The organism is Oxynema aestuarii AP17 (assembly GCF_012295525.1).
GTDB lineage: Bacteria > Cyanobacteriota > Cyanobacteriia > Cyanobacteriales > Laspinemataceae > Oxynema > Oxynema aestuarii.
On sequence record NZ_CP051167.1, the window covers coordinates 5,225,139 to 5,244,199 of the forward strand.

21 protein-coding genes are annotated in these 19,061 nt (G+C 53.2%); 9 read left to right on the plus strand and 12 right to left on the minus strand.

The annotated features are described in order from the left end of the window. The first annotated feature begins 10 nt into the window (after positions 1-10). Positions 11-988, plus strand: coding sequence for a sensor histidine kinase (locus HCG48_RS20945; protein WP_168570903.1), 978 nt, complete (start codon positions 11-13; stop codon positions 986-988). On the opposite strand, the gene HCG48_RS20950 is transcribed toward HCG48_RS20945, so the two are convergent. From HCG48_RS20950 to rpsF, 5 genes are all read right to left on the minus strand, one after another. After that, a complete protein-coding gene (locus tag HCG48_RS20950) occupies positions 930-1,415 on the minus strand; it encodes a GNAT family N-acetyltransferase (RefSeq protein ID WP_320415748.1) in 486 nt (161 codons plus the stop codon). The genes HCG48_RS20945 and HCG48_RS20950 overlap by 59 nt on opposite strands. Before the next feature lie 546 nt (positions 1,416-1,961). Then, positions 1,962-2,945, minus strand: a complete 984-nt coding sequence (gene hemB / locus HCG48_RS20955; RefSeq protein ID WP_168570904.1) for a porphobilinogen synthase — start codon at positions 2,943-2,945, stop codon at positions 1,962-1,964. Positions 2,946-3,165: 220 nt separating this feature from the next. Then, the gene (gene rpmA, locus HCG48_RS20960) at positions 3,166-3,426 is read right to left on the minus strand and encodes a 50S ribosomal protein L27 (protein WP_168570905.1); all 261 of its coding nucleotides are present in this window, start codon (positions 3,424-3,426) and stop codon (positions 3,166-3,168) included. Between the two features lie 157 nt (positions 3,427-3,583). Next, a complete protein-coding gene (rplU, locus tag HCG48_RS20965) occupies positions 3,584-3,964 on the minus strand; it encodes a 50S ribosomal protein L21 (RefSeq protein WP_168570906.1) in 381 nt (126 codons plus the stop codon). Positions 3,965-4,117: 153 nt separating this feature from the next. After that, complete coding sequence (gene rpsF / locus HCG48_RS20970; protein ID WP_168570907.1) at positions 4,118-4,453, minus strand: 30S ribosomal protein S6; 336 nt, start codon at positions 4,451-4,453, stop codon at positions 4,118-4,120. A gap of 377 nt (positions 4,454-4,830) precedes the next feature. On the opposite strand from rpsF, the gene HCG48_RS20975 reads away from it, so the two are divergent. Next, complete coding sequence (locus HCG48_RS20975; RefSeq protein WP_168570908.1) at positions 4,831-5,610, plus strand: fumarylacetoacetate hydrolase family protein; 780 nt, start codon at positions 4,831-4,833, stop codon at positions 5,608-5,610. A gap of 16 nt (positions 5,611-5,626) precedes the next feature. On the opposite strand, the gene HCG48_RS20980 is transcribed toward HCG48_RS20975, so the two are convergent. Together HCG48_RS20980 and HCG48_RS20985 are read right to left on the minus strand one after the other, a co-directional pair. Further along, positions 5,627-6,103 carry a Tic20 family protein gene (locus HCG48_RS20980; RefSeq protein WP_168570909.1) on the minus strand — a complete coding sequence of 159 codons (477 nt, stop codon included), beginning with the start codon at positions 6,101-6,103 and terminating at the stop codon, positions 5,627-5,629. Positions 6,104-6,212: 109 nt separating this feature from the next. Continuing rightward, on the minus strand, positions 6,213-6,410 hold the full coding sequence (locus tag HCG48_RS20985; protein WP_168570910.1) for a hypothetical protein: 198 nt from the start codon (positions 6,408-6,410) through the stop codon (positions 6,213-6,215). A gap of 364 nt (positions 6,411-6,774) precedes the next feature. Here HCG48_RS20985 and glyA point away from each other — a divergent pair, with 364 nt between their 5' ends. The 6 genes from glyA to aroQ all read left to right on the plus strand — a co-directional run bounded on the left by glyA (position 6,775) and on the right by aroQ (position 11,552). Next, the gene (glyA, locus tag HCG48_RS20990) at positions 6,775-8,058 is read left to right on the plus strand and encodes a serine hydroxymethyltransferase (protein ID WP_168570911.1); all 1,284 of its coding nucleotides are present in this window, start codon (positions 6,775-6,777) and stop codon (positions 8,056-8,058) included. After that, on the plus strand, positions 8,001-8,189 hold the full coding sequence (locus tag HCG48_RS20995) for a hypothetical protein (protein WP_168570912.1): 189 nt from the start codon (positions 8,001-8,003) through the stop codon (positions 8,187-8,189). The genes glyA and HCG48_RS20995 overlap by 58 nt, the downstream gene beginning before the upstream one ends. A gap of 95 nt (positions 8,190-8,284) precedes the next feature. Then, positions 8,285-9,346, plus strand: a complete 1,062-nt coding sequence (locus tag HCG48_RS21000; protein WP_168570913.1) for a glycosyltransferase family 4 protein — start codon at positions 8,285-8,287, stop codon at positions 9,344-9,346. A gap of 82 nt (positions 9,347-9,428) precedes the next feature. Next, complete coding sequence (locus HCG48_RS21005) at positions 9,429-10,679, plus strand: competence/damage-inducible protein A (protein WP_168570914.1); 1,251 nt, start codon at positions 9,429-9,431, stop codon at positions 10,677-10,679. Between the two features lie 262 nt (positions 10,680-10,941). Further along, the gene (locus tag HCG48_RS21010) at positions 10,942-11,079 is read left to right on the plus strand and encodes a hypothetical protein (protein WP_168570915.1); all 138 of its coding nucleotides are present in this window, start codon (positions 10,942-10,944) and stop codon (positions 11,077-11,079) included. Positions 11,080-11,108: 29 nt separating this feature from the next. Further along, positions 11,109-11,552: a type II 3-dehydroquinate dehydratase gene (gene aroQ / locus HCG48_RS21015; protein WP_168570916.1), complete on the plus strand. Its 444-nt coding sequence runs from the start codon at positions 11,109-11,111 to the stop codon at positions 11,550-11,552. A gap of 124 nt (positions 11,553-11,676) precedes the next feature. Here aroQ and HCG48_RS21020 read toward each other — a convergent pair whose 3' ends face one another. The 5 genes from HCG48_RS21020 to HCG48_RS21040 form a co-directional block, all read right to left on the minus strand. Further along, complete coding sequence (locus HCG48_RS21020; protein ID WP_168570917.1) at positions 11,677-12,453, minus strand: hypothetical protein; 777 nt, start codon at positions 12,451-12,453, stop codon at positions 11,677-11,679. Then, complete coding sequence (locus HCG48_RS21025) at positions 12,450-13,889, minus strand: AAA family ATPase (protein WP_168570918.1); 1,440 nt, start codon at positions 13,887-13,889, stop codon at positions 12,450-12,452. The genes HCG48_RS21020 and HCG48_RS21025 overlap by 4 nt, the downstream gene beginning before the upstream one ends. A gap of 271 nt (positions 13,890-14,160) precedes the next feature. Further along, entirely contained in the window at positions 14,161-14,934 is a 774-nt protein-coding gene (locus tag HCG48_RS21030; RefSeq protein WP_168570919.1) for a cobalt-precorrin-6A reductase, read from the minus strand. Continuing rightward, on the minus strand, positions 14,931-15,656 hold the full coding sequence (locus HCG48_RS21035; protein WP_168570920.1) for a class I SAM-dependent methyltransferase: 726 nt from the start codon (positions 15,654-15,656) through the stop codon (positions 14,931-14,933). The genes HCG48_RS21030 and HCG48_RS21035 overlap by 4 nt, the downstream gene beginning before the upstream one ends. Before the next feature lie 89 nt (positions 15,657-15,745). Beyond that, complete coding sequence (locus HCG48_RS21040; RefSeq protein WP_168570921.1) at positions 15,746-15,928, minus strand: hypothetical protein; 183 nt, start codon at positions 15,926-15,928, stop codon at positions 15,746-15,748. 537 nt (positions 15,929-16,465) lie between these two features. Between HCG48_RS21040 and HCG48_RS21045 the strand changes: the two genes are divergently transcribed. Next, positions 16,466-19,000, plus strand: coding sequence for a mannose-1-phosphate guanyltransferase (locus HCG48_RS21045; RefSeq protein WP_168570922.1), 2,535 nt, complete (start codon positions 16,466-16,468; stop codon positions 18,998-19,000). The last annotated feature ends 61 nt before the right edge of the window (positions 19,001-19,061 follow it).

The following is a 19,061-nucleotide window of genomic DNA, read 5'->3' on the forward strand; positions in this document are numbered from 1 at the left end:
AAAAGCGCTTATGAACTGGAGTAATTGGCTGTATCTCGCCACGGGTCTAGGCATCGGTTGGGCTTTACATCGGTGGGTCACGTCGCGCCCACAGGCGACGGAAAGCGACACGAGTGCAGATGTATCTTCTCCCGAGGACGAAGCGGATCGCGCCTCGTTGGTGCGACAACTCGAACACCTGCAATTGCAATATCAAATGGCCGTGCAGATGTGCCAATTTCGTGCCGGATTCCTCTCCCGGGTTTCCCACGAATTGCGCGCGCCGATTAACGGTCTGATCGGTTCCCACCAACTGATTCTCGAAGGGTTGTGCGACAATCCCGAAGAAGAACGGGAGTTTTTGGGCAAAGCCAACACTTCGGCCCTCAAAATTATCGAAATTCTCGATCGCATTCTCGATGTCGCCCGCACCCAAGAAGGTCGTACCCCCATGACCCTCAAAGTAGTTCCCCTCGGGGAAATTCTGACTAAAGTAGGGGAGTTAACGGCAATTCAAGCGGCCAACCGTAACATCGGCCTTAAAATTGGCGAAAGTGACCCGAATTGGTACGTTCGCGCCGATCGCCACTGGCTGACGCAAGTGTTGGTCAACGCGATCGATATGGCGATTACCCCGGTCACCCCGGGAGATATTCGGGTCAGTGTCGAGGAGGTGCCTGCCAGGGACGATCGCCCTCAAGCGCCTCACGGGGATCTGAAAATCGCGATCGATACCTATTTGCCGTTGGAATATTGGAGCGAGCCGATCGACTTCCTGCACCGAGAACAAACGGCGGACTGTTCGTTAATGGAAGATCCGGAACTGTCTGCCGGGATGAACTTGTGGCTCGACATCACCCTGTTGGAATTGATGTCAGGAAAGCTGGAAATTTTACCCCTGCCAGCGTCCGCCGCCCCCGATTCCGGGGATGCGAGCCTCACACCGGGGGCTACCCGGCTTCAATGCTTAATTCCACGGGCGATTCCGACGGCAGGGACGGACTCGTGAGCGGCTCGTTGTATAACACCATCGTCGTGGTCGAATTCGGCTCGAAGCCGATGCGCTCGTAAAAACGCTGTTGGTAGGTGGTGGTGAGGTAGACTCGTTCGACGCGGTTGAGGTGCGGGTGGCTGACGAGGGTTTCGACCAATTTGCTGCCGAGTCCGACGCCGCGATACTCCGGATGAATGACGACATCCCAGATGGTGGCGCGGTAAATGCCGTCGGAGGTGGCGCGTGCGAAGCCGATCAAGCGGTCTCGATCCCAAACGGAAATCACGGGATGGCTGTGGGTAATGGCGACGGCCAGATCTTCGACTTGGCGATCGCGCGCCCAAAATGCAGTAATCTCGAACAGGGATTTGAGGGCGTGCAAGTCGATCTCGCTTTTGCGATCGCTGAAGCGAATATGACGGCAATCCATCGTGCTATTCATGCTCAATTGACCTTGGAGTAGATTGAAATGGCGGATCGAATGAAGAAAAATCGAGACCGGTCGAACTCAAAATTAGGAAGGGCGATACTCCTTTCTCCTTTAGAGATGCCGAGCGAACGAAGTCGCGTTGCGATCGCCTACAGTTCGATGGCTTCAAACTGCACGAGCGAGAAATATGCTCGTTCGATTTTCGGATCGCACAATTGTGTCAGAAATACTTTGAATTTTGCCGCTCAACACAGCTCGAACCCCGAGGGCTAGCCCGCAATCGGGTATCGTCTGACAATCTCGATCTTGTGAGTGGGACTACTTCTCAAATTTCGATCGCTCCGAGTTGAATGGATCGTTTTATCTTAGAGATCACTACTTTACTTTTATAATAAAACGGCTGGAATGACCAGCGTTATTTTTGTTTTTATCGATTTTTCTTGACATGGACGAGGGCAATTGTCCGCCTATTTTTTGATGGGTTGTAAAAGGTTTGGAGGGGCGATCGCCCGTGAATTGGGAGCGGCGATCGCCCGATTCTCTGCGCCGTGAAGCGGTTTAATTCGCCAACCAGCGCGCCGCATCTTTGGCGTGATAGGTCAAAATCAAATCGGCTCCGGAACGCTTGAACGCCGTCAGCGTCTCCATCACCACTTTTTCCTCGTCGATCCAGCCGTTGAGCGCTCCCGCCTTCACCATTGAATACTCTCCGGAAACGTTATAAGCAGCCACGGGTAAGTGAGTCGCTTCCTTAACGCGCCAAATAATATCCATATACGCCAAAGCCGGCTTGACCATCAACATGTCCGCGCCTTCGGCAATATCGAGTTCGATTTCTTTGAGCGCTTCGCGACCGTTCGCCGGGTCCATCTGATAGGTTCGGCGATCGCCAAATTGGGGCGCCGACTCTGCCGCATCCCGGAACGGGCCGTAGTACGCCGAGGCATATTTCGCCGCATAAGACATAATCGGCAAATCTTGATAACCCGCCTTATCCAACGCCGCGCGAATCGCCTGCACGAAGCCGTCCATCATCCCGGAAGGGGCGATAATATCGGCTCCGGCTTTCGCTTGGGAAACGGCGGTTTTGCCGAGGAGTTCTAACGTCGGATCGTTGAGAACCCGTCCCGTCAGATCGCCAACTTCTAAATAACCGCAATGACCGTGATTGGTGTATTCGCACAAGCAGGTATCGACCATGACGATTAAATCGGGAACGGCTTCTTTCACCGCCGTGGTCGCTTTTTGGACGATCCCGCAGTCGTGCCACGCGCCCGTAGCTTCCCCGTCTTTGTCGTCGGGAATCCCGAATAAGATAATCGACGGGATGCCTAAGTCGTAGACTTCTTTTGCTTCTTCGACAATTTTATCGATCGAGAGTTGGTAGACTCCCGGCATCGATTTGACTTCTTGGGCGATGCCTTCTCCCGGTACCGCAAACAGGGGATAAATTAAATCGTTGGTGGTAACGATATTTTCGCGAACCATCCGACGAAGCTGGGGATGGCTACGCAAGCGGCGAGGGCGATGAATTGGAAACATGGTGTTTTGTTAACGATTGAAAATCTCAAATTTTAGTCTAAAACTTGGGCGCGCCCCCGGTTCGCCGATAACGTTACGTTCTGTTACACGAACCGGGGGGATGGCCTGCCCGACCGGGGCGGTTTGAAAACAGAAAGGCTCGCCGGGTGGCGGGCCTTTCTCGGGATCCGTACAATCGGAGGGAACGACGAGCCGTTTGAACCCCGCCGATCTTTACCAATTAAGCTTCTAAAGGATAGACGCTTACTTTTTTGCGGCTTTTGCCTTTTCTTTCAAAGGTGACGATGCCGTCAACCAGAGCAAACAGGGTATCGTCGCTGCCCCGTCCGACATTATTACCGGGGTGAACTTTGGTTCCCCGTTGGCGGATGAGGATGTTTCCGGCTTTGACGACTTGACCGCCGTAGCGCTTGACGCCCAAGCGCTGGGCGTTAGAGTCGCGACCGTTGCGAGTGCTACCCGTTCCTTTCTTATGAGCCATAGTTGTTTCTCGTTTTTGTCTGGGGATAGTTCACCGACGTTGCCAGCTTTCCTCGGCGGGCAACGGGAGGCAGAGGCTAGGGAAAGCGTGCCTCCCTCGGGATGGTCTTGAGTATTGTCTATTGTGCCGCAATCGGAGTGGCGATCGCTACTGCCGATTAGGCAACGGGGGCGGATTCTTGAGAGTCGGCGGTCTCGGTCGCGTCGCTCGCGAGAACTTGACCGTTCATCGAGATCGATTTAATCATGAAGCGGGTCAGTTCTTGACGGTGACCGCGTTTTTTGCGGGTTTTCTTCTTCGGCTTCATCTTGTAGACGATCACCTTCGGACCGCGCAGGTGTCGGAGGACTTCCCCTTCGACGCTGGCCCCTTCGATGTAGGGTTGACCGACGGTTACGGTGTCGTCGTGGCTGATGAGGAGAACTTTTTCGATCGCGATCGTTTCTTCGGGATCCACGGGAAGCAGTTCGATGTCGTAGAACCGACCGGGTTCCACGCGCAGTTGCTTGCCGCCAGTTTCGATAATTGCGTAGGTCATAGGATTGTGATGGGAATTGCCGTACGGGTAGCTGGTTGAGAGCGTTTACTTACACAAGAGCCAGCATTTGCCGAGATCGAACCCGATCCGAGCAACAGTCACGGTGCCGGGAGGCGGGGGTGACTGACAAGTCGCTGCCTTGTCGAGGGCGTTTTACGCTTGAGCGGGAGCCGCTTCCTCTTCCGGTTCGCTTTCGCGCACTTCTTGTTTGACGGTCAGGTAACGAATGACTTCTTCACTCAGACGCATCATCCGTTCTAAGGTCGCCACGGGAGAGCCATCGCATTCGTAATTCATCTGGACGTAGATGCCTTCGCGATGGTCGTCGATCTCGTAAGCGAGACGGCGTTTGCCGCGATGTTGGGTTTCCACGTTGGTCGCCCCGTGTTCGCGCAGCAACTCTTGGTATTTCGCGATCGCCCGGTCGGTGAGTTCTTCGCCGAGGTCGGGGCGCAAGATGTACATCGTTTCGTAGATGAATTGTTTCATCGAAGTTGGCTCCTTATGGACTGCATGGCTCCTTCTCACCCTTGGCTGTGACGCGGGGGGACGCCGACTCTCGATTCGGGCGAGCGCTCCCCCCACCAAAGAAGAAGCAAGGGATTACAATAGTTGGGATTTAATTGACCGTTGCCAGCCAATTTTCCGCACAAACAACAATTGTATCAGTTCGCCGCCGATTTTTATCCGATCGCGTTCGAGATCGATTAACTTTAGGATCGGGACTCGGCGGATCGGTGGCGATCGCGGCGAGGGATCGGTCGGTCGCAAGGGGATGACAGCGATCGACCCTTGGCGTTCCTGCTGCCGAGGCTCCACCACCAGCGACCTACTGAATTATCAACAAGAGGGCAAAAGTCAACGTTATGGCACAGCGCTATGTCCGCATCCAAACTCCAGAAGGACGGATTTACTACGGTTTACTGCAATTGAGCCGCAGCGTTCAGTTGCTCGACGCTCCTCCCTGGTTAAAAGGACAACCGACCGAGCGATCGCTTCCTCCGGACAGTTACAAGCTGCTGGCACCTTGCGCGCCCTCGAAAATTGTGGCGGTGGGCAAAAACTATACCGATCACGCCGCCGAAATGGGAACCCCGGTACCGTCGGAACCCTTGCTGTTTCTCAAACCGCCAAGTGCGGCGATCGCCCACGGCGATGCGATCGCCTATCCACCGCAATCGCAACAGGTGGAATACGAAGGCGAATTAGCCCTGGTGATCGGCGATCGCTGCGTCCAGTGCGGCCCGGAAGAAGCGGGCGCCAAAATCTGGGGCTACACGATCGCCAACGACGTCACCGCCAGAGATTTGCAAAAACGGGACGGACAGTGGACGCGAGCCAAGGGATTCGATACCTTCTGCCCCCTCGGCCCGTGGATCGTGCGCGAATTGAGTCCCGGGTCGCGCTTGCAGACCTTTCTCAACGACGACCCCCAACCCGTTCAGTCGGCCCTAGTCGATGAAATGGTCTTTCCGCCGGACGTCTTAGTGTCGTATATTTCCCAGGTAATGACCTTGCTCCCCGGGGATGTAGTGTTGACGGGAACGCCGCGCGGGGTCGGTCCGCTCGCGATCGGCGATCGCACCCGCATTTCCATCGAAGGAATCGGCGTTTTAGAAAATACGGTCAAACAACGCTTACCTTAGTCGGCTCTAGAATCGGCTAAGAGCGCACTTGCATGTGAACCGCATCGGAAATGGCCGGAATTTCGGCATAGCGACCCATCAGCGACTGCGCCACGGCATAAATGAAAGCGACCCAAATCCCTAAAAAGACCGTATTAAAGAGAGCTTCGATCGCCAAAGCCCCTAACATGTTGCCCAAAATCGGCAGAATCAACCCGCATAAGAGCACAACGATGTCTAATAAAATTGCTTGCATCGTGTTAAAGCGAATAAAATGACTGATATTTTCATTTCTAACCACGGCAAACAGCAGCACGAAGAAAATAATCAGTCCGGCAAAGGGAATGCTCTCGTACAGTTGGATAACAGGTAAGAGGGGAATAAAAATAATTTGCAACTGCGGAAACTGCTCGAATAAAAACCGACCGAAGCGCAGCCCTTCGATCGCCGGAAGTAAGTAAGGTAAACAGGCAAAAATACGGTCGGAAATGGGTGTAGTCCCGCGCCAAGTCATGTTAACTTCTCCTGAGTGAACGGGTTAACAGTTTATAAGCTCAGGATAGCGCAGTTGGGAAAGGGAACGGATCGACCGCGATCGCCCAACCCACGATTATTCCAATCAACTATTCGATATGAGCCACGGTAAAGCCCATTTCGCACTGATAACATTCTGCCTGTCGTTCGCCGGATTTGCGGATCGCGTGGCCGCAGCAGAGTTGACCGGGACGCCAGCGCGGCTGACCCGTGCGGTCGGCGAGCAAACAGGTCTGACAGACTTGCCGGGACGGCAGTACGCGATCGTCCATTAAAATCACCAGCATTTGAAACCTCCTCGGGATCCCCAACGCCCTCAAAGACATTCTATGACACGAATTTGGGAACGCCGCCCAAATTGCAATAGAAGGTTATATTGTTGGCGGCGATCGCTGCGGTATCGTCAGTCTCATTTTCGCGAATTTTCTCGGGGCGGGCGATCGCGCCGACGGCCAAAGCCCGAGGGGTCCCCCTTCAATCCGGCCCCGCGATCGCGTTATGATGGATAGCCTGGGGTTATTGGGGTTTTGTCAAAACCAACTTAATTTTTCAACGCTGCCGATTCCTCCCCACATTTGCTTTTAAATTGCACCCGTCGCCACTGCCACGGCAGCTTGCGCGGGTTTGATGTCTCCGTTAGAGGTTCGATCTGTGACTTCAAGTAACTTAGACTTTTTAGCCGAAACCGATCCGACCGTTGCCGGACTCATCGGACAAGAACTCCAACGCCAACGGGATCACTTAGAGCTCATTGCCAGTGAAAACTTCACCTCAGCCGCCGTTTTGGCCGCTCAGGGTTCCGTGCTGACCAATAAATACGCCGAAGGACTGCCCCGCAAACGCTACTATGGCGGGTGCGAGTACATCGACGGAATCGAACAGTTGGCGATCGATCGCGCCAAAGAGCTGTTTGGGGCCGCTTGGGCCAACGTCCAACCGCACTCCGGAGCCCAAGCGAACTTTGCGGTCTTCCTGGCCTTGCTCCAACCCGGCGATACGATTATGGGGATGGACTTGTCCCACGGGGGTCATTTAACCCACGGTTCCCCAGTGAACGTGTCTGGCAAGTGGTTTAAAGTCGAGCATTACGGGGTCAGTCCCGAAACGGAGCAACTCGATTACGATCGCATCCGCGAATTAGCCAAACAACACCAGCCGAAATTAATCATCTGCGGTTACTCCGCTTATCCGCGCGTCATCGACTTCGAGAAATTCCGGGCGATCGCCGACGAAGTGGGCGCCTACTTGATGGCCGATATCGCCCACATTGCCGGATTGGTGGCCACCGGACACCACCCCAATCCCCTGCCCCACTGCCACGTGGTCACCACCACCACCCACAAAACCCTACGCGGGCCGCGCGGCGGGCTAATCCTGACCGACGACGCCGAACTGGGTAAAAAATTCGATAAAGCCGTATTTCCCGGCAGCCAAGGCGGTCCCCTCGAACACGTGATTGCGGCCAAAGCCGTCGCCTTCGGCGAAGCCCTCAAGCCGGAATTTAAAGCCTATAGCGGCCAAGTGATTGAAAACGCCAAAGCCTTAGCGGCAGCCCTGCAACAGCGCGGTTTCAAACTCGTTTCCGACGGTACGGACAATCACCTGATGTTAGTGGATCTGCGATCGATTTCGATGACCGGAAAACAGGCCGATCGCCGCGTCAGCCAGGTCAACATTACCGCCAATAAAAACACCGTTCCCTTCGATCCCGAATCGCCCTTTGTCACCAGTGGTTTGCGCCTGGGATCTCCCGCGATGACCAGCCGGGGGATGGGAACCGAGGAATTCACCGAAATTGGCAATATCATCGCCGATTGCCTCTTAAATCCCGAAGACGAGGCGATCGCCGCCGATTGTCGCCGTCGGGTCGCCCAGTTGTGCGAGAAATTCCCGCTTTACCCGCACTTGAACGTACCCGTCACCGCGATCGCCTAGAACGAGAGCGCCGGGCGATCGCCCCTGGAACCCGCAAGGGTCATCCGGCGAATTTGGCCAACTTGAGATTTTGCAAACGTAGTGCACTCAAAGATTCCAACGGCGATCGCCCCCCCGCCAACCCATTTTAATTCCAATTTCCTTGCTGAGTTCGTTCTGAAATGTAGTAAATGTAGGTAGACGTTGTTCGAGACGTTCTGTCTGTCTTGCACTCTATCTCGTTCAGATGCCTTACCAGCCGTTCGATCTGGTCTCCCTCTACCATCTGGTTGCCTTCATCGTCTCAGCCGTGGTGGTTTTGTGTACGACCCCTTGGGTCAAAAAAATTGCCCTCAAAAGCGGTCGCGTAGACCTGCCCGGAGGTCGCAAAGTCCACAGCCAACCGATGGTACGCTTGGGAGGAGTGTCCATCTTCTTAGGCGCCTTGAGCGCTCTTTTAATTGTATGGTGGACTGGAGGCTTCGGCATCCTACCCCCAGACAAAGAATACGAAATTTGGGGCGTGACCATTGGCGGACTCGCCTTTTTTCTGATTGGCTTAGCCGACGACTTGTTCGGTCTGTCCCCCTTTATGCGCTTGTTCCTCCAAGGGATCGTAGCCGGGGCCGCCTGGAACGTCGGCGTTCAAATCGAATTTATCAGTATTCCCTTCGCCGGATTGGTCACCTTACCCGATTGGATCAGTTTTCCGATCACGATCGTCTGGCTGGTCGGCATGACCAACGCCATTAACTGGATCGACGGCTTAGATGGGTTGGCGGCGGGGGTCTCGGGGATTGCCGCCGTGGTCATGCTGACGGTGAGCTTATTCATGCACCAACCTGCGGCGGCCCTGATTGCGGCGGCCCTCGCCGGGGGAACCCTCGGGTTTTTGCGATACAACTTCAACCCAGCTCAAATCTTTATGGGCGATGGCGGGTCTTACTATATCGGTTTTACCCTGGCGGGGGTCGGGGTGATCGGCTTAGTCAAAACGACTGCAGTCACTGCAGTCGTTTTACCGTATATCATTCTCGCCGTACCCATATTGGATATGTCCGCCGTGATCGTCGATCGCCTCCGTAACGGCAAATCGCCCTTCACCGCCGACAAACGCCACTTACACCACCGTTTACTCGCGGCGGGACTCTCCCACCGTCTGACCGTCTTGTTCATTTACTCCCTAACCTTGTGGGTCGGCAGCATTGCCCTCGCTTTCGCCGGAATTCCTAGCGGGATCGCCTACGCATTGGGGGCGACGGCCCTGTTGAGCTATACGAGTTGGAAAGTGATGAAACACGCCCGCTAACGGTCCGCTAACCGTCTTCAATGGCAGCAAACCCGGCTTTTGCTGTCGGAACTCGATCGCCAATTCTCGAACGGAAGAGTGCATGAGTGCTGAAATTATTTGTGTGGGTACCGAGTTGCTGTTGGGCGATATTCTCAACAGCAACGCTCGATTTTTAGCCGGGGAACTCGCCAGTCTGGGCATTCCCCATTACTTTCAAACCGTTGTCGGAGATAACCCGCAACGGATTCAACAGGTCTTGCAAGTCGCGCGCGATCGCGGCTCCCAACTGCTCATTTTTACAGGGGGCTTGGGCCCGACTCCGGACGACCTGACCCACGAAACCCTCGCCCAATTTTTCGGGGTGTCTTTAGTCGAAAAACCAGAAATTCTCGAAGATATCGCCGCTAAATATGCCGCACGCGGGCGCAAAATGGCGCCGAGTAACCGCAAACAAGCCTTAATTCCCGCCGGGGCGGACATTTTACCGAATCGGGCCGGAACCGCACCCGGTATTATTTGGCAACCGGAACCGGGATTGACTTTGCTGACGTTTCCCGGCGTCCCCGGCGAAATGCACCGGATGTGGCAGGAAACGGCGGTTCCCTACCTCAAAGAGCACGGATGGGGTCGGGAAATTATTTACAGTCGCGTGTTGAAGTTTTGGGGGATTTCCGAATCGGAACTCGCCGAGAAGGTCAGCCGTTTTTTCGAGCAAAGTCATCCGACGGTGGCCCCTTACGCCAGCAATGGCGAGGTGAAATTGCGACTTTCCGCCCGGGCCCGATCGCCTCAAGAAGCCCAAAGCGCGATCGCCCCGGTTATCGAACAGATTAAAGCAATTGCCGGATCGGACTGTTTCGGTAGCGACGAGGATACCCTCGCTTCCGTGGTCGGTCGCTTACTCCTGGAGTCCGGTCAGACGATCGCCGTGGCCGAGTCCTGTACGGGAGGCGGCTTAGGCCAGCTTATTACCGCCGTAGCGGGCAGTTCGAGCTATTTTATGGGGGGAGTCATTTCTTACGATAACCAAGTCAAGATCGGCCTGCTAGGGGTCGATCCGGCGGTGTTGGCGCGCGAGGGGGCGGTGAGTGCGACGGTCGCCGAGCAAATGGCGCGCGGGGTGCGCGATCGCTTGGGGACCGATTGGGGGGTCAGTATTACCGGAATTGCCGGACCGGGGGGCGGGAGTGAAGCGAAACCCGTCGGTTTGGTCTATATCGGTTTGGCGGGGTCGGATGGTAGTGCGGACAGTTTTAAATATCAGTTTGGGGCGTTGCGCGATCGCGATTTAATTCGCCATTTCAGCGCCTGTTGTGCGCTCGATCGCCTCCGCCGAAAATTATTAAGATGAAGTTAACATTTAACGGCGATTCCGAAATTTATCCTATATTTGGCTTGGTTAAAGGGATCCAGCCTCGATCGAGACCGCAAAGACGCGCGATCTCCGGCGATCTCCAGACTCGAAAACGCGATCGATCCCCTCAGTAGACTTGCTCATTTCCGAGGATTTGGTTACGATCGAGTTAAACGAATAACCCCTGCGCTGGACAACGCAATGCGTCGTCGGGACAGCAGCCGCAGTAACGGTTGGACTGAAGGAGCTAGTTTATTCAATGGACTATATCGATAAAGTTATCGAAAAGCTTAGAGAGTGGGCGCAGAAGATTATCGATGCCCTTCTCGGTCCAGAACCCGAACCGGAACCCGAACTGATTCCCATCCCCGTTCGCGAACCGAGAAGGCGTGGTTAATTTGTAGCCATCAACTGGAGTGGGTCTAATTGTTGAATATTTTGGTCTTGCACGGACCAAACCTGAATCTCCTGGGTCGTAGAGAACCAGGAGTTTATGGTTTGGCGACTTTAGATGATATCACGGCTTTATTAGAACGAGAAGCCCAAACCCTAGAGGCAAAAATCGAAACCTTGCAATCCAATCACGAGGGGGTTTTGATTGACGCGATTCACGACGCCTTGGGGAAACACGACGGCATTTTGATCAATCCGGGGGCGTATACTCATACCAGTGTAGCCATTCGAGATGCGATCGCCGGAGTCAATTTACCGACGGTAGAGGTTCATTTGAGTAATATTCACCGTCGAGAACCATTTCGCCACCATTCTTATATTGCCCCGGTTGCTGTGGGACAAATTAGTGGTTTCGGACCGGACAGTTATCGATTGGGATTATATGCGTTGGTGAATTACTTGAAGCAGAAGAGTTGAGGGAGATTTTAGAGACTGTTTATAAAATAAACATGTCTATTGTACCCCGTAGGGGTTTGGTAACCAAACTCCTACGAAATTTTTTGATATTTTCTTTATAAACAGTGTCTGAGAATCGGCGATCTCAATTAGACTCCGACTGTTCGAGTAAAGCAATGAGTTGGGCTTTTTTCAATCTGGAATAACCGGAGTAACCTCGTTTTCGGGCGAGTTTTCTTAATTCATCAACCTTTAAGTCAGCATACTTTGAATTGGAAGAAATGGCAACCGATCGCCGGGGTTGGGGGTTCAATTCGTGGCGAAACTTGTCAAATTCTCGGGCAATTAATACTTCGATCGCCTTCAAATTTCCTTGACTTTCCAATTTTTCCAAACGGCGATCGCACGTTTCCAGTTTCTGGCTAAATTTGAGGTCGAAAGTACGAAGTAACTGACCCAATTCGGCGAGATGGCGATCGAGGGTTTCAATCGAACTAGAAATTTCGACAGATTCAGTGATTTGATGGGATTCGATCGCTGTATCTTCGATCTCTGTATCTTTTGTTGAATTGAGGGCGATCTCGGGATTGTTGGCGTTAGTTTCTGCGCGATATTCTTGAAAAACTTTAACCTGTTCGAGTAACGCTTCTTCGTTCTCCGGTTCGATTACAAAAGCACCGACCATTTCCCCTTGACGGGGGTCGATTTCTTTTGCTCTTACAGCTACATAATACTGAAAATGTCCGTCAATAACTTCAAAGGATTTTAACCCCGTCCGACGCACGACAAAAGGGGCGATCGAACCCTTTGCAGCTAAGCTGAGATGGGCTGCATAATCTATTTTATCGGCGGGGAAGCGATCGCGATCGATGCTGGAGGTAATCTTGTTAACGCCAATCAAAGAAGGTAACAGCTTTTTCATGAAGCTAATCCAGTTTTATTTAAGACTTCTAAGGCGAGAACTTCAAATTCTTGGGCGGCGGTCGAATCGGGTTTAAAATCGAGAACCGATCGCGGACAAGCAATTTCTAAATCGCCGACGAGTTGCACTTGTTCGGAACATTTAGCGAGGTCGTCGCGATCGTAAATGGTACTGTCGAGAAGTTCCAGTCCGTAACGAGTGGGAATCAGTTCCCGGCGTTTTTGAAAAGTTGATTGAATGAACCGTGCATTGGTCGAGATTTTACAGGGTAAGATCCCTAAGATTTCGACCGGGCCACGTCTGAGTTGCTTGCGAAATCCGTTGACATTTTTGATCAAGTCTTTAACGTTATTTAACCCTTGATTAGAAAAGGGTTTGAGATCGGAGGGAATCATTACATAATCGGCAGTAATTAAAGCAATTCTGGCGTAAAGATTGAGGGAGGGGGGCGTATCGATTAAAACGATATCGTAGCGATCGCGCACGGAGTCGAGCTTATCTAGCAGACTCAAGCGGCTGTAGTCAAGTTGATTTAATTCACTTTCATATTGCATTAAATCAATATGGGCGGGAATAACATCAATTTCCGGGCTACAAAATTCGGAGGTTCGGGCTACTTCATCGATGGGATGATATTCTTCGGACTGTAAAACGTGTAAGATATTACTATCTCGAATGTCGTCGAATTCTTCATCGTCAAATTTGATTAATCCGGTAGCAAAGGTGGTGTTCGCTTGACTGTCGATATCGATAACTAAAACTCGCTTACCTTGTTTTCTTAAGGCAGCCGCCAAGTTGACGACAACGGTGGTTTTTCCGACGCCACCTTTGTTATGATAAACGGCAATAACTTTCATCGATGATGTCCTCTCGGGGATAGGTGAGCGATCGCGGATTTCTCGAACAGGGGTTGTTTCTAAATCGGATAATTCCGTTGATAAACTACGATCGATGGAATGAGACGAGATCGGAGGGGGACGATCGCCACTTTTGGGGTCAAGTTCTTGTTGGAGGCGATCGCGACCGATTAAACTCTCTATTATAGAGAAATTGTCATCAATTTTATCTCCCGAACATTGAAAAACTAGTTTAATTTGAGTACCGTCCCGTCGATAAATTCTGAGTTGTTTTCCATTGGTTAGCAATCCGTATTTAACGTGAAGTTGGGTTAAATATCGCCGGAATTTGCGGACGTGGCGATCGAGTTTTTGCCGGGGATGTTTGGCTTCCATGACTACAGTCAGAGGGGAATCCGCACTTAAGACAAAGGGAATGGCTTGAGTGGCGAAAGCTAAGAAGTCGAGGCGAATGCTGCTGAAGGTTACTTCTTGATGCCAACTTTCGGGAGGATAACCTAATTTTGGCAATAAGTAACTGACAATCAGTTTACTTTCAACTTCGCTTTCATTGCGGCAAAAATTGGGATTAAACCTCAAGGGTGGGAGACTCCTTTGGGATTTTAGAGGCTTTTTTGGGAGTTTTTTATAGAATCGAGCTGATTGTATGGCACGATCGCGACGCGCTACTTTCCCCGTTGCTCGCGATCGTTCAATGGGTAATTGATTGAGATGTTCGACGATCCCCTATCGATAGTCTCACGATTCTTGAAAAGAAGGTCGTATATTCACAATATTTTACATTTCTAGATGAGATCGCGGTCGAGGAAGGAGAAAAAGTTATATAGAAATAGGATAAAAGCGAAAGATATTAGCGATAGTGGTGACAAAAGGCGATCGCGCGATCGATCGTCTGGGTTTGCTGGGGATAGTCGAGTTGGGGGCGTCGGATCGCGAGCAGGTCGATGCCCAATTCGGCGGCGAGTTGGCGCTTGATATGCTCGCCGCCAGGGGATCCGGAGGCTTTGGTGACGACGGCGGTAAGCTGCCATTGCTGCCAGAGGGCGCGCTCTAATGCGAGGGAGATCGGCGGACGCAGGGCGATGAGGCGATCGCCTGTAAATCCGGCATCGAGGGCGGCTTGCAAGGCGGTTTGTGAGGGTAAAATCCGGGCGAATAAGGTCGATCGCCGTTGCCAGGGACGAAATAACGATAAATAACGATAGCCGATTGTGAGTAAAACCCGGTGTCCGGCGAGGGTTTCTCCGGCGACGAGGGCGGCGAAAGAATCGAAGTATTGGACGCGATCGCCCTCCCGGTCGGGGATTTCCGGGCGTTCGTAGCGCAGGTAAGGGAGGGCAAACTCCCGGGAGGCGGCGATCGCCAGTTGTGAGATTTCGACGGCGTGAGGATGGGAGGCATCGACGATCGCGCGGATCCGGCGATCGCCGAGAAACTGCGGCAGGCGGTCGCGGTCCAGTTTGCCGACCCAGACGGACAGGGCGGGATCTGGGGGATAGAGCGATCGGGCCGATTCCGTGGTCACCGAGACGATCGCCGCGATCCCTTGCGCGAGCAGGGTGCGGGCGAGTTCGGCACTTTCGCGGGTGCCGCCGACGAGCCAGATGTACCCGGAGGAGTTCACGAGGGAAACTTGATTTTGTATAAATTAAATAATTCGCCGGGTTGGCGTTTGAGGATTTTGCCGCCGGAGGATTTAATCAATTGCTCCCAGGCGGCGATCGGTTCGAGGAAGACCTCGGCGCCGAGATAGGTTTCTAGGATCGCCCAGTTTTCGGCGAGGGGGGAAGCGGGATCGACGACGTCGAACACAAAGTGCGCTCCCGGTTTGAGGACGCGGCGGACTTCGGAGAGGACTTCGACCCAATAATCGAGAGGATAGTAACAGCTAAATCCGGTGGCGATCGCCAGGTCGAAAGATTCCTCGCCGTAGTCGAGGCGATCGGCGGATCCCAATTGGACGCCTTTAAACAGTTTGGAGTTAAGCTGGGGACCGCGAGCATTGAGCGCGTCGCGAGCGACGCTGCTAATTTCGCGACCGTAAAAATACGCGCCCCAATCGCGCCAGGGGTAGATTAAAAAGCCGACGCCGCAACCGAGATCGAGACAGTGTTGGTTTTTTTTCGGTTTGACCAGTTCCCAGAACGGCGAGGTAATTTTAGCTTGCAGTTGACCCGAGGCGCGTTCGTGAAAGATCGGCATCGCTTCGACTTCTTCCGGGAGGTCGAACGGTTCGCCGCGATACTCGCGGTTGTAGCGCAAGGCGACGGGGGCGATCGCCGTTTCCCAGGGACTGGCGCCCGCGCGATCGCGGTGGGGAGAGGGAAAAGCAGAAGGTACAGACATGAGCAATCCATTAAATTTGCGCCACGAAGTGCGATCGCGGGGCGGACAAGGGCGCGGACGCCTTTGACAAGGGCGATCGCCGCCGAGGGTTAACGACCTTTGAGCGCCTTGTTAAAATTCTTGCGATAGGACTTATTGACGATCAACATCGGCCATAACAGGGTCAGATAGAGACGTCCTTCACTAAAGTTGGTGCGGTTGAAGCCTTTCCAGAACTTCCAGCCGCCAACGGCATAAACGCCCAATAAAATTAGTGCAACCAGAGAACTCATAATGATGCGGCCTTTATAAAACCTGATTTTGTTTTAAATTTTAGATGATTTTTTCGCCTTGCGGCGGCTCGGCGATCGCCGAGTCCCAGGTAAAAAGGTTCTCGGTCTTGTACGAAACACCTTAGCATTCGGCCAACACGGTAAACTGTTCTAGAGATTGCTTTTGTAGGGTTCTCAGATGGGCAAGTCTTTTCTCCGGGGCCGTTTCCCCACAGTCAGGAAGTGCCGAGTGCAGGAAATGTGCGATCGCCCAATTCCCAATAGAGATCGAGATCCACCAAACCTTAGCGATGAATTTCCAAGCTCTAGGGTCACTCCGTTCCCTACCTACGGACTCGCGCAGAGCGCGCGACACTCCGGGGTTGTCACTGCGCGATCGCCCTTTTTCCCTCTACCTTCCCTGACGCGGCTGGAACGAACTCCGGTAAAAGACCCGAAAACATCCCCGTATTCTGTACCCTAGAGAATAAAATTCACAATTAACGAAAGCATCTACAAAGATCGCAACGCGCGCGCGAAGACACCCAAGGAGGAAATATGCGAGCAGTGCTAATGGCAGGCGGTTCGGGAACGCGACTCAGACCGCTTACCTGCGATTTGCCCAAACCGATGGTTCCGATCTTAAACCGACCGATCGCCGAACACATCGTCAATCTCCTCAAACGACACGACATCACGGAAATCATCGCTACCCTGCACTATCTGCCGGACGTGATGCGCGACTATTTCCAAGACGGCAGCGATTTTGGGGTTCAGATGACCTATGCGGTGGAAGAAGATCAACCCCTCGGAACAGCCGGATGTGTCAAGAATATTGCCGAACTTCTCGACGATACGTTTTTAGTCATCAGTGGCGACAGCGTCACCGATTTTAACCTCAAAGACGCCATTGAATTTCACAAACAACGTCAATCCAAAGCCACCCTGGTTCTCACCCGAGTTCCCAACCCGATCGAATTCGGGGTGGTGATTACCGATAAAGAACATCGCATCAAGCGCTTTTTAGAAAAACCCTCAACTAGCGAAATCTTTTCCGATACGGTCAACACGGGGACTTACATTCTCGAACCGGAAGTCCTCGACTACCTGCCTGCGAATCAGGAATGCGACTTTTCTAAAGACTTATTCCCCTTGCTGCTCGAAAAAGGCGAGCCGATGTACGGCTACGTCGCCGAGGGCTACTGGTGCGATGTCGGTCACCTCGACGCTTACCGAGAAGCGCAATACGATGCCCTCGATCAAAAAGTCCTCGTTGATTTTGCCTACGAAGAACATTCCCCGGGGTGCTGGATCGGCCAGAATACTTATATCGACCCGACGGCCCATTTAGAAGCCCCGGTGTTGATCGGGGATAACTGCCGGATCGGCCCGCGCGTGGAAATCGAAGCGGGAACGGTGATCGGCGATAACGTGACCATCGGTGCCGATGCGGATCTCAAACGTCCGATTATTTGGAACGGGGCGATCGTCGGCGACGAAGCGCACTTGCGGGCTTGCGCGATCGCCCGTGGCGTGCGGGTAGACCGTCGCGCTCACGTGCTCGAAGGGGCCGTAGTCGGTTCCCTCTCCAGCGTCGGCGAAGAAGCCCAAATCAATACCAGCGTCCGGGTCTGGCCGAGTAAAAAAATCGAATCCGGCGCCATGCTCAATATTAACCTGATTTGGGGGAATACGGCGCAACGCAACTTGTTCGGACAACGGGGCGTTTCCGGATTGGCCAATATCGACATCACCCCGGAATTTGCGGTGAAATTAGGCGCCGCCTACGGTTCGACCCTCAAACCTGGGGCCAGCGTCACCGTCTCGCGCGACCAGCGCAGTATCTCGCGGATGGTGTCGCGATCGCTCATTGCCGGATTGATGTCCGTCGGTACCAACGTGCAGAACTTAGAAGCGACCGCGATCCCGGTAGCGCGATCGATCGTGCCGACCCTTTCCGTCGAAGGCGGGATCCACGTGCGAGTCCACCCGGATCGCTCCGATTCGCTGCTGATCGAATTTTTTGACGAAAAAGGGATCAATATCTCCAAAGCTCGCGAGAAAAAGATCGAAGGCGCCTATTTTAAAGAAGATTTCCGACGGGCTCAAATTAACGAAATCGGCAACATGGCTTATCCGAGTCAAGTGCTCGATATCTACAGTCGCGGCTTCGAGGAGCATTTAAACGTCCAATCAATCCGCTACAGCAACTCCAAAGTAGTCATCGATTACGCTTATGCCGTTTCCGGCGCCGTTTTACCCCAACTGCTCGGTAAATTCGGCAGCGATGCGGTAGTCCTCAATGCCAGCTTGAGCCAAACGGCCCCATCTAACGACGAACGGGAAAATCTGCTGCAGCAACTCGGTCAAGTCGTCGAAGCGCTCAAAGCTACCTTTGGGGTCCAGGTGTCGGCGAACGGCGAGCAGTTAATCTTAGTCGATGAAACCGGATCGCCGATTCGCGGCGAACTGCTCACGGCGCTGATGACGAACATGATTTTGACCACCAACCCGCGCGGGACGGTCGTGGTTCCGGTGCATACGTCGTCCGCCGTCGAACAAATCGCCCGCCGCCACGACGGTAAGGTAATTCGTACGAAAGCCAATCCGACGGCGTTGATGGAAGCGTGCCATACGAATGCCAACGTCGTGTTGGGAGGCAGTGGGGAAATGGGCTTTATTTTCCCGCAGTTGCATCCCGGCTTCGATGCGATGTTCTGCATTGCCAAGACGATCGAAATGCTGATGTTGCAAGAGCGATCGCTCGGTCAAATTCGCTCCGAACTGCCGCGAGTATGCCATAAGAGTTACACTTTGCGCTGTCCCTGGACCGTCAAAGGTGCCCTGATGCGCCATTTGGTAGAAACTCACCCCTCGGAAATCTTGGAATTGGTCGATGGGGTCAAGATCCTCGATCCGCCGGAAGAAAGCTGGGTGTTAATTCTGCCCGATGCGGGAGAACCCTTGGTGCATATTTTCGCCAACAGCAACGATCGCGAATGGGTCGATAACAGCTTGATGGAATACCGCAAACGGGTTCAAGAGTTTGTGGAAGAACGGGAAACCGGAGAAATGAATTCTTTCGAGAATTGAGTTGCACTTCGGTAACGCGAGTTCCATCGAGGTTCTCGACGGTGTAGAGGTGCGCGATCGC